The organism is Chryseobacterium binzhouense (assembly GCF_007474545.1).
Taxonomy (GTDB): domain Bacteria; phylum Bacteroidota; class Bacteroidia; order Flavobacteriales; family Weeksellaceae; genus Chryseobacterium; species Chryseobacterium binzhouense.
Map to the genome: position 1 here is coordinate 207,404 of NZ_VKOG01000003.1, position 13,078 is coordinate 220,481.

Annotated in this window: 13 protein-coding genes; 5 read left to right on the top strand and 8 right to left on the bottom strand. The window is 31.8% G+C overall.

Going from position 1 to position 13,078, the window contains the following annotated elements:
• The first annotated feature begins 63 nt into the window (after positions 1–63).
• From FNE73_RS09615 to FNE73_RS09625, 3 genes are read left to right on the top strand one after another with little or no spacing between them, the layout of a single operon-like run.
• Positions 64–2,076: an adenylate/guanylate cyclase domain-containing protein gene (locus tag FNE73_RS09615; protein WP_185147326.1), complete on the top strand. Its 2,013-nt coding sequence runs from the start codon at positions 64–66 to the stop codon at positions 2,074–2,076.
• Positions 2,077–2,101: 25 nt separating this feature from the next.
• Positions 2,102–2,683, top strand: coding sequence for an HD domain-containing protein (locus FNE73_RS09620; protein WP_143884398.1), 582 nt, complete (start codon positions 2,102–2,104; stop codon positions 2,681–2,683).
• 2 nt (positions 2,684–2,685) lie between these two features.
• A complete protein-coding gene (locus FNE73_RS09625; RefSeq protein WP_143884399.1) occupies positions 2,686–3,564 on the top strand; it encodes a YitT family protein in 879 nt (292 codons plus the stop codon).
• Between the two features lie 174 nt (positions 3,565–3,738).
• Here FNE73_RS09625 and FNE73_RS09630 read toward each other — a convergent pair whose 3' ends face one another.
• Positions 3,739–4,089 (bottom strand): arsenate reductase family protein, encoded by a 351-nt coding sequence (locus tag FNE73_RS09630; RefSeq protein ID WP_143884400.1) that lies wholly within the window; start codon positions 4,087–4,089, stop codon positions 3,739–3,741.
• A gap of 113 nt (positions 4,090–4,202) precedes the next feature.
• Here FNE73_RS09630 and FNE73_RS09635 point away from each other — a divergent pair, with 113 nt between their 5' ends.
• Entirely contained in the window at positions 4,203–4,670 is a 468-nt protein-coding gene (locus tag FNE73_RS09635; RefSeq protein ID WP_143884401.1) for an acyl-CoA thioesterase, read from the top strand.
• A complete protein-coding gene (locus FNE73_RS09640; protein WP_143884402.1) occupies positions 4,670–5,539 on the top strand; it encodes a sugar phosphate isomerase/epimerase family protein in 870 nt (289 codons plus the stop codon). Before FNE73_RS09635 ends, FNE73_RS09640 begins: the two co-directional genes overlap by 1 nt.
• 55 nt (positions 5,540–5,594) lie before the next feature.
• On the opposite strand, the gene rimO is transcribed toward FNE73_RS09640, so the two are convergent.
• The 7 genes from rimO to FNE73_RS09675 form a co-directional block, all read right to left on the bottom strand.
• Entirely contained in the window at positions 5,595–6,896 is a 1,302-nt protein-coding gene (gene rimO, locus FNE73_RS09645; RefSeq protein WP_143884403.1) for a 30S ribosomal protein S12 methylthiotransferase RimO, read from the bottom strand.
• Positions 6,897–7,001: 105 nt separating this feature from the next.
• Entirely contained in the window at positions 7,002–7,547 is a 546-nt protein-coding gene (rfbC, locus tag FNE73_RS09650) for a dTDP-4-dehydrorhamnose 3,5-epimerase (protein ID WP_143884404.1), read from the bottom strand.
• Between the two features lie 79 nt (positions 7,548–7,626).
• Positions 7,627–8,613 carry a sugar transferase gene (locus FNE73_RS09655; protein ID WP_185147327.1) on the bottom strand — a complete coding sequence of 329 codons (987 nt, stop codon included), beginning with the start codon at positions 8,611–8,613 and terminating at the stop codon, positions 7,627–7,629.
• Positions 8,614–8,741: 128 nt separating this feature from the next.
• Positions 8,742–9,767, bottom strand: a complete 1,026-nt coding sequence (locus tag FNE73_RS09660) for a glycosyltransferase (protein ID WP_143884405.1) — start codon at positions 9,765–9,767, stop codon at positions 8,742–8,744.
• A 34-nt stretch (positions 9,768–9,801) separates the two neighbouring features.
• Complete coding sequence (locus tag FNE73_RS09665; protein WP_143884406.1) at positions 9,802–10,620, bottom strand: glycosyltransferase family 2 protein; 819 nt, start codon at positions 10,618–10,620, stop codon at positions 9,802–9,804.
• Positions 10,621–10,687: 67 nt separating this feature from the next.
• Positions 10,688–11,848: a glycosyltransferase family 4 protein gene (locus tag FNE73_RS09670; protein ID WP_143884407.1), complete on the bottom strand. Its 1,161-nt coding sequence runs from the start codon at positions 11,846–11,848 to the stop codon at positions 10,688–10,690.
• A gap of 1 nt (position 11,849) precedes the next feature.
• A complete protein-coding gene (locus FNE73_RS09675) occupies positions 11,850–13,073 on the bottom strand; it encodes an EpsG family protein (protein WP_143884408.1) in 1,224 nt (407 codons plus the stop codon).
• Positions 13,074–13,078: the final 5 nt, after the last annotated feature.

Consider the following 13,078-nt stretch of genomic DNA (forward strand, 5'->3'; position numbering starts at 1 on the left):
GATTATCTTTACAGATTGATAGCGTATCAATCAGCAAATTCTACCAACTTAAAATATAAAGGTTTGAAAAAAAGTCTACTTCTCCGACTGCTTTATATTGCAATAATATTAATGCAACATTTTTATTCTGCGCAAAACACTGCGGAGAATCTTCAGATTTTATATGAAAAAGAAGTAGAGGAAGGCTTTGCCATTGAGGGAAAATGTAAGTTTTCCACAAATGACAATCCAGCTTTTGCCCAAACAAATTTTAATGATTCTCAATGGAAATTTATTGACTTCACTTCACGTGATCTTTTAAAGAAAAGTCAGGTTTTTTGGTTTCGATATCATTTTAAAATCGACAGCACCCTTATCGGAAAACCTCTTTTTTTAGAGGTTAACCAATCCGGAGCTTCCGAAATTTTTCTTAATGGAAAAAAAATAAAAACCCTTGGTAAAATTGGTGTAGGAGAAAAGCAGATTTCAAAAATAAAAGACAGTAAACCTTTAATAATCTCCTTTGATGGTACCGGAAAAAATGTATTGGCAATTAGATATAAACCATCCATAGAAAAAAATGGGGTTTCATCGGTGAATTTTGGGTCTAAAGCAATAAATATCACTTTTTCTCCGGCAAACGCTTACGTGGAAAACAAGATGTCTATTTCCAGAAATATCAACTTTTATACAATGTTGATTTGCGGTATTTTTCTTGCGTTAGGATTTATACATCTTTTACTTTTTATTTTTTACAGAAAGGCGGTTTACAACTTTTATTTTTCCACTTACAACCTTTCAATTTGTGTGATGAGCTATATGGTTCTTCTTATCTATGAGATTGAAGATCCTGCAAAATTCAGACTTTATCTCCTTATTGCTTTGTATGCACTTATCATATTCGGTGGCTCTTTAACAGGTTTTGTGAATACGTTATTCGGAAAAAGCAGATTGAGATTCAGAATTATGCTTGCAATTCCGGTCTTACTGATCATCATTCACTTTTTCTCACCAGAAATATCCTTTATTTTCTGTATTTTTTATTTGTTTTTTGCAGCCATGGAATCCTTTTATCTTATTATAAGAGCCATGATAAAAAGAGAAAAATCAGCTTTTATCGTTGGAGGCGGAATTCTAACTTTCTTTTTGTTTACTGTAATTACATTGGTCGTTTTCCTGTTGGATTCTTTTAATATTGTAGATGCAGACAATATTATGGATACGGACGGGATGGGATATTTTGCGCTCTTCGTTTTCATTAGCTTTCCTGTTTCTATTTCAGCTTATCTTGCATGGCAGTTTGCAGCAACCAATTTAAGTTTGAAAAAACAGCTTGACGAGGTAAACAGACTTTCTGAAATCAATCTTTTGCAGGAACAGGAAAAACAGCATATCTTACAAAACCAAAACGACATTCTCGAAAAACAGGTAGATGAGAGAACAAAAGAACTACAGGTTGAGAAACATAAAACAGAAACGTTACTGCTCAATATTCTTCCGCAGGAAGTTGCCGAAGAACTGAAGGAAAACGGAAGTTCAGAAGCTAAATATTATGACGAGGTGACTGTCTTATTTACAGACTTTGTAAATTTTACTCAAAACTCCGAAAAAATGGGAGCCGAAAAAATGCTTGTAGAACTCAACGATTGTTTTACCGCATTTGATCTGATCATGGAAAAACATGGTCTGGAAAAAATAAAAACCATTGGAGACGCTTATCTTTCGGTCTGCGGGCTTCCAAATCAGAATCCGCAACATGCATATCAAACGGTTTTGGCAGCTTTAGACATTTTACAATTTATTGAAAACCGAAAGAAAACAAATCCTGAAACGCTTGAAATAAGAATTGGGATCAACTCAGGATCTCTGGTTGCAGGAATTGTTGGTCTCAAAAAATTTGCATACGACATTTGGGGAGACACCGTAAATACTGCCGCAAGAATGGAACAAAACAGTGAAAAAGGTAAAATCAATATTTCTGATTCTACTTATCAGCTGATTAAAGACAAGATCATCTGCGAATACAGGGGTAAAATAGATACCAAAGGAAAAGGTGCGATGGATATGTATTTTGCTCTCCAAATAAAAAACAATTAAAAATTTTTTATCTTTATTTTTGAATATGGAATACGAAAAAATAAAAAAAGTTATACTCCAGAAATTAAAGGAAAATCTTCCCGAACATCTTTCTTACCACAGTGTACTTCATGTGAAGGACGTTATTGATGCAGTTCAGAAAATAGCAGTTTCTGAGGGAATTTCCGGTGAAGAGATGGTTCTTCTCAAAACGGCAGCTTTATTCCATGATACCGGATTTTTGTACGGCGCAAAAGACCATGAGGAAAAGTCATGCGACATTGCTAAGGAATATCTTCCGGATTACGGATACAGCGACTCTCAGATTCAAAAAATAAACGGAATGATCATGGCAACCAAAATTCCGCAGTCACCTAATAATCACCTGGAACAAATCATGGCAGATGCAGATCTGGATTATTTGGGAAGAGAAGATTTTTTTACCATCGGAGACAAACTTTTCGAAGAGCTTACCATGTTTGGAATTGTAAATTCTGAGCGTGACTGGAATCTTCTGCAGGAAAAATTTCTGGAAAGTCACCACTTCTTCACCGAAACAGCCATTAAAACACGTAATCAGAAAAAACAGGAAAATTTAGACATTATTAAATCTAAATTAAATTCATAAGCATGAGTTCTCAAAAACCGCACGGATCATTATTCAGCATTTCAGATATAATCTATCTGCTTTTAGGAGTTATTTCAACAAGCATTGCCCTCAAAATTTTCTTGGTTCCCAACCATTTTCTGGATGGCGGAGTAACCGGCATTTCGCTGCTTTTCCATGAAGTAAAACATTGGAATCTAGGTATTTTACTTATTTTGCTCAACATTCCATTCGTTCTTTTGGCTTATTTCAAAGTAAGCCGGCACTTTGCCATACGCAGTACTGTTGCGATTGTTCTTATTGCATTGATACTTAATTTTGTCCACTTTCCTGAACTTACACACGACAAATTATTGGTTGCTATTTTCGGAGGTGTTTTTCTGGGAATCGGTATTGGATTATGTATGAGAGGTGGCGGAACCTTCGACGGCATGGAAGTTTTGGCATTAATGACTTTCAAAAAAAGTAGTTTCAGCATTACCGAAATTATTTTGGGAATGAATATCATCATTTTCGTGATTGCCGCATCATTTTTAAAGATTGAGACCGCATTGTATGCTATTCTTACCTACGTCATTGCCAGTCAGATTACCAAATATGTGATCGAAGGAATTGAAGCCTACACCGGAGTCACCATTATTTCGGGGAATAGTGAAGAAATAAAAAAAGCTTTAGTTCTTACTTTGAACCGCGGAATTACTGTTTACAAAGGCGAAAGAGGATTTATGAAAGAAACTTTTGAGCAGAGTGCAGATGTAGATATTATTTTTACCATTGTGACCCGACTTGAAGTGAGAAAACTTCAGAATATTGTAAAATCTATAGATCCAAAAGCATTTATTTTCACCCAAACCGTACGTGAACCGCAGGGAGGAATCGTAAAAGAAATCGTAAAACATTAATCAAATCTGATTAATGTTAAGCTTTTTCAGGAGCTATTTCCGGCTATACACTATATCTTTTTTGTTTTCCCGGACTGATATTCCATCTTAAAACAAAAAAGGATGCCGTTTCTATCCGGGCTGTAAAAAAAACCATAGCTTTTACCATTTTGGAATCAAAAGACTAAGTTTATATTAAACTCCAAAAAATTCTTTAAGAGCTTCTACATTCTTTTTATCATTTCCAATAAAAATCTGCTTATCCGTAAGAAAAACCGGACGTTTTAAAAAAGTATAATGATCCAGAATCAGTTCTTTAAAATCATTTTCCTTTAAAGCTTTTACATCCAGACCTCTGAGTTTTATCTGCGTAGATTTTTTGCTGAATAATGATTCGTAAGATTGACTTTTATCATACATTTCGTCCAGCTCTTCCTTAGTAACCGGCTCTTTTTTGATCTCTCTCACTTCCCAGTCTGACAGATCAAACTGTGCTAAAATCTTTCTGCACGTATCACAAGTATTCAGATAAAAAACTTTCTTCATGATTGATAATTTAGGTCAAAGAAACAAAATATTCAGCAAAATTAAAATCTGCAAAATAAGATTTTAGGTAAAATCTTAAAAATTATAAATATCTTTATTCAAATTAAAACAAAATGGAGAACAAACCGGTTACTTTTCAGTTTATTTCAGAGCCTTCGGATGTCAACTATGGCGGAAACGTCCACGGTGGAAGCGTAATGAAGTGGATTGATCAGGCTGGCTACGCCTGTGCAACTACCTGGAGCGGCAATTATTCTGTAACAGTATATGTTGGCGGAATACGTTTTTATGAACCCATCAAGATCGGAGAAATTGTAAAGGTTGAAGCGCAGGTGATCTACACAGGTTCTTCCAGCATGCATATTTCGATCAATGTATTTTCGAGAAATCTAAAGCAGCCGGATTTTGATAAGAAAACCCACTGCATCATCGTTTTTGTTGCAGTAGATGAAAATGGTAAAAAACTTCCGGTTCCTAAATGGATTCCCGTTACCGAAGAAGAAAAAAAACAGGAGGAATATGCTAAAAGGCTGATGGAGCTCAGAACTCAGATTGAGAACGAAATGAAACCTTTTCTTTGATGGAGAGAAAAGATTTCATAAAACTTTCAGCTTTGGGCATTCTTGGTTTATATTCCTGTCGGGTTTCGAACATGATCACAAAAAAACCTTTAGCAATACAGCTTTATACCATCAGAGATGCTGTTTCACAAAATCCGGAAAAAGCACTGGAAAAACTGGCACAATTAGGATTTAATCAAATTGAAATTTATGGTTACGATGGTTTATTTTTCGGGAAAAACCTCAATGAATTTAAAAAGATTCTGAAAAACACAGGTCTGAAAGTCATTAGCTCACACCACACAACAGGAGTTGTACAGTCAGGAAGAGGCAGTCTGATGAACAATTGGGAACAAACTGTAGAAGACTTGCAGTCTTTAGACATTAAATATATGGTTTGTTCATATATTTTTCCTGAAGAGAGAACCATGGAAAATTACAAAAAGCTTCCTGATTTGCTTGAAAAGTCTGGTGAAGCTACCCAAAAAGCAAACATTCAGTTTGCTTATCATAACCATGATTTCGAGTTTGATGCTTTCGATAAAAAAAACAGTGTTTATGATTTCATTTTAAAAAACACTTCATCAAATATGGTGAAAATGGAGCTTGATCTGTACTGGATTGCAAAAGCAGGACTCAACCCTATAGATTATTTTGAAAAATATCCCGGAAGATTTCCTTTGTGGCACGTGAAAGACATGAAAGCAGAAAATCAGGATTTCACTGAAATAGGAAACGGAACTATTGATTTTGAAACCATTTTCAGGCATAAAGAAAAAGCAGGATTAAAGCATTGGTTTCTGGAGCAGGATTCCAGCGATAAAAATATATTTGAAAGCATTGTCTTGAGTAAAAAATTTATCCAGCAAAACAATTATTTTGATATATAATGAAAAAAAGCCAGAACAATTCTAATTCTGGCTTCCTATATTTACTATAAAAATTCTAAATCAACTCACCATACAGGTCAAATTCTTCGGCTGAAGTAATCTTGACATTGGCAAATTCACCAATTGAGATATACTTGTTTTCGGCAGAAACCAATACGGTATTGTCCACATCCGGAGAATCATATTCAGTACGTCCTACAAAATAATTTCCTTCCTTACGGTCAAAAATGCACTTGTAAACCTCTCCTATTTTTGCCTGATTCTTTTCCCAGGAAATCTGAGACTGAAGTTCCATGATCTCTTCTACTCTTGCTTCTTTTACTTCCTGCGGAATGTCGTCTTCTAAAACATAAGCAGTAGTATTTTCTTCGTGAGAATAAGTAAAGCATCCCAATCTGTCGAACTTCTGCATTTTTACCCACTCTTTCAGTTCCTGAAATCTTTCTTCAGTTTCTCCCGGATAGCCAACAATTAAAGTTGTTCTGATTGCCATATCCGGAACCTTCTCTCTGAATTTGGTCAAAAGAGCATCCGTCTTTTCGTGAGTCGTTCCTCTTTTCATGGATTTAAGCAAATCTGAATTGATGTGCTGAAGCGGAATATCTATATAATTACAAACTTTTGGTTCTTCACGGATAATATCCAGTACATCTTCCGGAAAACCACTTGGAAAAGCATAATGAAGACGAATCCATTCGATTCCTTCAACTTTTACCAGCTCTTTTAAAAGGTCGCCTAAAGCTCTTCTTTTATATATATCCAAACCGTAATACGTTAAATCCTGAGCGATAAGAATTAATTCTTTTACTCCGACCTTTGCGAGTTTTTCAGCTTCTTTCACTAATTTTTCAATCGGTGTAGAAACGTGACCGCCTCTCATCAAAGGAATTGCACAGAAAGAACAAGGTCTGTCACAACCTTCAGATATTTTAAGGTAAGCATAATGTTTTGGAGTCGTTGTTAATCTTTCTCCAACCAATTCATGTTTGTAATCTGCTCCTAAATGTTTCAACAAAATCGGAAGATCCCTCGTTCCGAAATATTGGTCTACATCAGGAATTTCTTTTACTAAATCCGGCTTATATCTTTCGGAAAGACATCCTGTAACGAAAACTTTTTCAACCTCACCTCTGTTTTTAGCTTCAACAAAATCAAGTATTGTGTTGATTGATTCTTCTTTAGCATTGTCTATAAAGCCACAGGTATTGATCACCACAATGTCTCCTTTGTCTTCGTGCACAACTTCTTTTCCGTTGGCTTTCAGCTGGCTCATCAGCACTTCAGAATCGTAAACATTCTTGGAGCATCCTAATGTGACGATATTTATTTTCTTCTTCCCTACAGATTTTGTGCGCATTTTATATTGAATAATAAGTATTTAAGTATTTTTTGTGGCTGCAAATTTAAGAATAAAAAAAGAACCGAAAGATTCGGCTCCCTATTTAGATTTATTATAAACACTTTAATAATTTTTTTCGGAAAATAATGGTGCATTTTGATCCTTCTCTGAAAGAATCATGTCTTTCTCATCTAATTTCCAGTCTATACATAAAGTAGAGTCATTGAATTTTACACTTCCTTCAGAATCTTTATTGTAAAAATTATCACACTTATAAGAAAAAACGGCAGTTTTACTAATTACAGAAAAACCATGGCCAAAACCTCTGGGAATATATAATTGAAGTTTGTTTTCGGCAGATAGCTCAATCCCGAACCATTGTCCAAATGTAGAAGAATCTTTCCGAAGATCTACCGCTACATCCCAAACACTTCCTTCAAGACATGAAACCAGCTTTGCCTGTGCGTGATCACCTTTTTGTAAATGTAAGCCTCTTAAAACACCATAAGATGATTTTGATATATTATCCTGAACGAAATGTCCATTCATACCTGTAAGTTCTTCAAATTTTCTTTCATTAAATTTTTCAAAAAAATAGCCTCTATCGTCCTCAAAAATTGTTGGTTCGATAATATAACAGTCTTTTAATGGAGTGTGTTTTATTTTCATAAATTTTTATACCGTGAGATTATTCATAAGTAAAATACATTATTGCAATAATGAGCCCATTGTTTTATACAAAAAAACATTAATTACTATTAAGTGTGAAAACAATTTTTAATGTTTTGAAAATGATTTTTACGTCAAAAAGCACAGAGTAATTTTTGATATAATACAAATCATATTCTAATTTTTCAAGATTATCTTCCGGTGTAGCTTTTGGCAGGTTTACTTGTGCCCATCCCGTAACTCCAGGTTTGATAAGATGTCTCAAATCAAACATTGCATTTTCTTCATTACTTATTTTCACATAATACGGTCTTTCTGGTCTCGGACCTATTAAACTCATATCACCTTTTAAAATATTCCATATTTGTGGGAGTTCATCAATTTTTGTAAGCCTCAGAAATCTTCCTACCATATTTATTCTTTGATCGTTGTTGGTTGTAAAATCACCACTATGTTTTAAGACCATTGTTCTGATCTTGTAAATTGTAAAACATTTTGAATTTTTACCTACTCTCTCCTGACTGAACAAGACGCGACCTTTCGATGTAATTTTTACTAAAATAAAACCAAAAACTATTAAAGGAATGATGATAGGTAAAAGAAGTATACTTACAAATAGATCAATTGCACGTTTTAGACTAAATTTTTTCTGATCTTGACCAATGGTAAAAATATCATCAACCAAATATTCATTTTGTAATCTTACTAAAGGGATACGTTTGTTTACATACTCGTAAAACTCATGTGCATCATATACAGGTATTCCTTTTTTGCGTGCTGATACAATCTCATTGGCAATATTTTTGTGCAAATGATTTACATTGGTTGTCTCTAATATTATACATTTAATATTAAATTTATCCAGATACTCTGATATTGTGATTCTTGATTGTGAAGAATCATAGGCAATCGCTTTATACTTTTTCTTAAATTTTTTATCGCTAAATAACTTTAAAGAAATATCACTTACATTGATGAAAAGACATACCTTTACAGACCCATTTACCTTAAAAACCTGCCTGTTCTCTTTCATTGCCACAAAAGCTTTTGTTAAACTTTTTTCCACTTAAATCATGTTAAAATTAAAGACATGTTCTTATGCTGTTTACAAATGTATAAAAATACGGAAAAAGTCTTATTTTAAATTTGCTAAACTATTAATAATATTAAATTTTACCAAATAATCTTATCAAGTTATGTATTATAAATTTCTAAATAATCAGTTACCATATTATTAATAGTAAATTTTGAATAATACTTTTCTAAAGAATTTTCTGCGAACTTATTGTTAATATTTTCATTGCTTAGAATATATTTAATTTTTTCAGCAAAAATCCTATTATCATTAGGAATTGTATAACCATTTTCATTATTCAAAACAATTTCAGATATACCTCCCACATTTGATGAAACTATAGGTTTTCCATAACTTAGCGCATCTACCAATACAATGGGTATACCTTCATAATTTGTAGGAAGAACGAATAAATCTGCTAATTGTATATATTTTTTTGCATTTGGTATAGCCGGAATACAAAATACATTATCCGGAAGCTGCGCATAATCTTTATCTGTACCTATCCAGACAAAAGCATATTCAGGCAATAGGGCTGCAATTTCTAAAAAACTATCAAACCGCTTTTGAGGAGATACTCTGGCAATACACATTACCACTTTTTTGCCTCCAAAATCTTTGAGAAACAAGTCTGATTGTAGTTTTGGTTTTTTAACACCATTATAAACTATAAATAATTTTTTTCTAATCCCTTCATTAATTATGTTTTTTTTATCATATTCGCTCGCAAGCACAATTGCCTTACATCTGTTTTTCAGCAATCTTTCAAGAGGTAAAAATTTTCTGTACGCAATTCTTATTGAGTCAAATCCATGAACCGAATAAACAATTTTATCTTTAGGAAAAGCCAACCGCCCTAAAACTCCAATTTTTGATGAGTGAAGGTGTATCACATCAGGTTTAAACTTTCTGTATAAATTTCTTAATTTAAAAAAAGTGATTAAATCTTTAACAACGGAAACATTCCTTACAATTTCAGAAATTTTGATCTTTTTTATTCGATTGTCTAATGCACTCCACATGGGACCATCTTCACCTGCTGCTATGGCAATTTCATGATCTTGACACATAGAATTAGCCAAATGGATAACTACCGATTGTGCACCTCCAAGATCAGAACGGGTTATTACATGTAGAATCTTCATATTTATAATCTATTACAAAAATGTATAATTTAGTTTAAATTCTAATATAAAGAGAATATTTTTTTTTCTCTAATTGTACTTTGTTTCTTTTCTTGACAAGAATTTCCTCTAACCCCAAAAGATTAAAAATTAAATATATAAAGGTAGAAACAAGATATTTTAAAGAGAATGATAGATATCTTAAAGAAAATGTGTGTGTTTTTATTATATAAAAAACTCCTGACAAGCCTTTAATATATTTTTTATAATACTGATCACCGACTTCTCTGTAAAAGAGTAATGGTTCTGTTATTATTCTAAAATTATATTTATCTTTTGTACGTAACCAAAGATCAGTATCTTCTATTCTATAAGCTAATACGTCATAAGGGTTACTTTTAAACCACTCTGTTTTTGCCATTACAGTGGGGTGGATAAATGTATTTGCTGTTTCAAGATAATTATCTCCTATTTTTCTCCTTAATCCTACAACTTGATCATTCTGATCAATTGAATACACATTTGTACCTAAAACATCTATATCTGGGTTTTCTTCAAATACATTTAATTGTTTCTCAATCCTCTTAGGATGCATTATATCATCAGCATCCATTCTTGCTAAAAATTCTGTATCTACAATTAGAGGTATCTGATTAAGACGATTTCCGAGATTAATATTCTTACCATCAGAAATTAGTTTCACTCTCTTATCATAAAGATATTTTTGAGCAATTGATAACGATGAATCTGTAGAACCATCGTTTATTAAAAGTAATATAAAATCGGAAAAGGTTTGGGCAAGTACAGAAAGTATTGCTGATTCAAAATAGTCTTCAGCATTATAGAAAGGAATTGCAATAGTAACTTTTGGCATCTTTTACTGTATTCTACAAATATAAAAAAACAATCTTATAGATTTTTAACTCATAGCTAGTTAAAAATTAAAGATTAGTTGATTTATCAATATTATTAAGAGCATCAGAAAATCTTTTGGCGGAATTGTTCCAACTTTTTTCTCCAAAAAAATACTTTTGTTCTATATTATTACTTATTTTATTTCTTAAATCATTGTTTTCATAAATTTCTATTATGGCTTGTGCAATAGCATTTGAATCTTTTGGTTCTATAATTATTCCTGTTTCCCCATTCTGCACCATTTCGGGTAATCCTCCCACATTGGTTGCAATAACAGGCTTTTTGAATGCGAAAGCAGACATTATCACCCCGCTTTGAGTAGCATCTGTATAAGGACAAACCACAACATTGGCTTGATTAATAAGCTGCGCAAGATTTTGGGGATCAATATAATTATTAATAAAAAAAATATTTTCGAATGATTCATAAGGTTTTAAATCAAAATCAAAATCTCCACTTCCTGCAATAGTGAGTGAAATCTTACCCTTATATTCAGGATATGATGACAAAATTGTAACAAAACCATCTAATAAATATTTAATCCCTTTATATGGCGATATTCTTCCAAAAAATAACACATTAAAGGATTTTGCTTCTACATTTTTATAATCATAGAATCTTAGAAAGTCATAAACCCCAAGAAAGGATGTAGAAATATGTTTAGGATTAAAATGATAATATTTTATAAAATCATTTTTTTGATTTTCATTAAGTAAAATCTTATGATTAATAAGATTAAAATGCAGCTTTCTCAGATACCTGTCTATAAAATAATTTTCTCCGGAATGTAAAAACGGATCATGTACGATCATAAGCATCTTTTTTCGGAAATTTAATGTTGACACAAAGTAGGTCAGCATATAATTATCTATTATTATGACATCAGGATTAATTTTTCTCACCCACTGATTAACTTTGTATGAAATGTATAATTTCTTTAATATATTAATATTTCTTGTTCCCTTTATTACATATGTTTTATCTAAGTTTATAAAGTCTTTTATATGTTGTAACTCTTCTACATTTTTACCTGTTGTAATAGTTTCCCGGAGTTTAGACCTATCTAGAAAATTACTCACTTTATATAATGCTTCAATAAAGAAGTAAACATCATTATTTTTACTTAAAGCGTTTACCAATGAAGCGTTAGCATCTAATGCAAATGCCGAAAGAAATGCAATTTTCATATTATTTTTTTTGAGGATTAAGAATTTTATCCAAATGTTTATTTAAAATATAATATGCTCTACTTATAGTTGGCTGATTCCATAAAATATTTTCGTATTTCCTGATGATATTATTGTTTGAATTTAACATTTTGTAAATCCCAAATAGAAATAAAATGACAGCAAAAATTATTTTAAATACTCTCTCAAGATTAACGTATAAGTAAGGATAAAGTATCCAATATGACATTACAAAAAGAGTTGTCATCCTATCTATCAATACAGAATATTCTGACAAGAATAAGTAAGTTAGGGTAAAGATAAAAAACAAGTTATAAAATATATTTGTTAGATAATCATCCATAATATATTCTGAAATCTTATCATAAAACTTATACAATAATATAAAAGTGAAAAACTTCTCTATATATCCCATTGTAATCCCATAACCTGTGCTATATAAATCGTCTTGTGAATAAAATTTTGCCATTAATGCATATTCACCACCAAGTAAATCGCCTATGCCTGTAACTAATGGAGTAATATATTTAATTTGTCCCAGATACAATATATTCCCTACAATGAATGCTCCCCATACTACTTGTTGTGGAATTTTCTTGTGAAGAAAAAAATAAAGCGGAAAATAAAAAATCGCAGATGTATGAAAAAAAAGACCTATAATGTTACAAATATAAAATTTTAATGGATTACGCTCTTTTATAAATTGCAAAGAATAGATAAAAAGAAATAATGATTTTGAATTTCTCATTAAGTTAAACTCAATAATAAGCCCTGAAAATATAAAAAACATTATAAAACTTAATACATATTGAGGCGAATATTTTTTAAAGAAATAATTCAAGAAAAGTACATTAATAAGAGAAGAAACAAACTGTAAAAAAAAATAATCTGGATAAATACTTTTAACTAAAATAACAAAGATTTTAAACCCTGGCTCTACCTTTAAGATATAGTCATTATTTATTCCTGAAAAAAAATTTGATATACCTGCAGAATCTGTAATCACAGGCGCATCTTCAAAAATTGGATAGTAGACAACAAAATCAGTATCCATGTAGCCTCTTAATCCAAAGAAAAAGGAAAATAAAACAATACAAATATACCGTATGATAATAATGTTGCTATCACTTTTTCTCATTCTATTTTCCCACAGAAATAGAATGAAAAATGCACTAAAAAAAAATATATATGGTATAGAATAATTATAACCAAATGTAGGCTCCATTAATT

What these genes read in the sequence shown, in the direction of transcription:
- FNE73_RS09620 (WP_143884398.1), top strand. Translation starts at nt 2,102, where the DNA reads ATGGAATACGAAAAAATAAAAAAAGTTATACTCCAGAAATTAAAGGAA.
- FNE73_RS09625 (WP_143884399.1), top strand. Translation starts at nt 2,686, where the DNA reads ATGAGTTCTCAAAAACCGCACGGATCATTATTCAGCATTTCAGATATA.
- FNE73_RS09630 (WP_143884400.1), bottom strand. Translation starts at nt 4,089, where the DNA reads ATGAAGAAAGTTTTTTATCTGAATACTTGTGATACGTGCAGAAAGATT.
- FNE73_RS09635 (WP_143884401.1), top strand. Translation starts at nt 4,203, where the DNA reads ATGGAGAACAAACCGGTTACTTTTCAGTTTATTTCAGAGCCTTCGGAT.
- FNE73_RS09640 (WP_143884402.1), top strand. Translation starts at nt 4,670, where the DNA reads ATGGAGAGAAAAGATTTCATAAAACTTTCAGCTTTGGGCATTCTTGGT.
- rimO (WP_143884403.1), bottom strand. Translation starts at nt 6,896, where the DNA reads ATGCGCACAAAATCTGTAGGGAAGAAGAAAATAAATATCGTCACATTA.
- rfbC (WP_143884404.1), bottom strand. Translation starts at nt 7,547, where the DNA reads ATGAAAATAAAACACACTCCATTAAAAGACTGTTATATTATCGAACCA.
- FNE73_RS09660 (WP_143884405.1), bottom strand. Translation starts at nt 9,767, where the DNA reads ATGAAGATTCTACATGTAATAACCCGTTCTGATCTTGGAGGTGCACAA.
- FNE73_RS09665 (WP_143884406.1), bottom strand. Translation starts at nt 10,620, where the DNA reads ATGCCAAAAGTTACTATTGCAATTCCTTTCTATAATGCTGAAGACTAT.
- FNE73_RS09670 (WP_143884407.1), bottom strand. Translation starts at nt 11,848, where the DNA reads ATGAAAATTGCATTTCTTTCGGCATTTGCATTAGATGCTAACGCTTCA.
- FNE73_RS09675 (WP_143884408.1), bottom strand. Translation starts at nt 13,073, where the DNA reads ATGGAGCCTACATTTGGTTATAATTATTCTATACCATATATATTTTTT.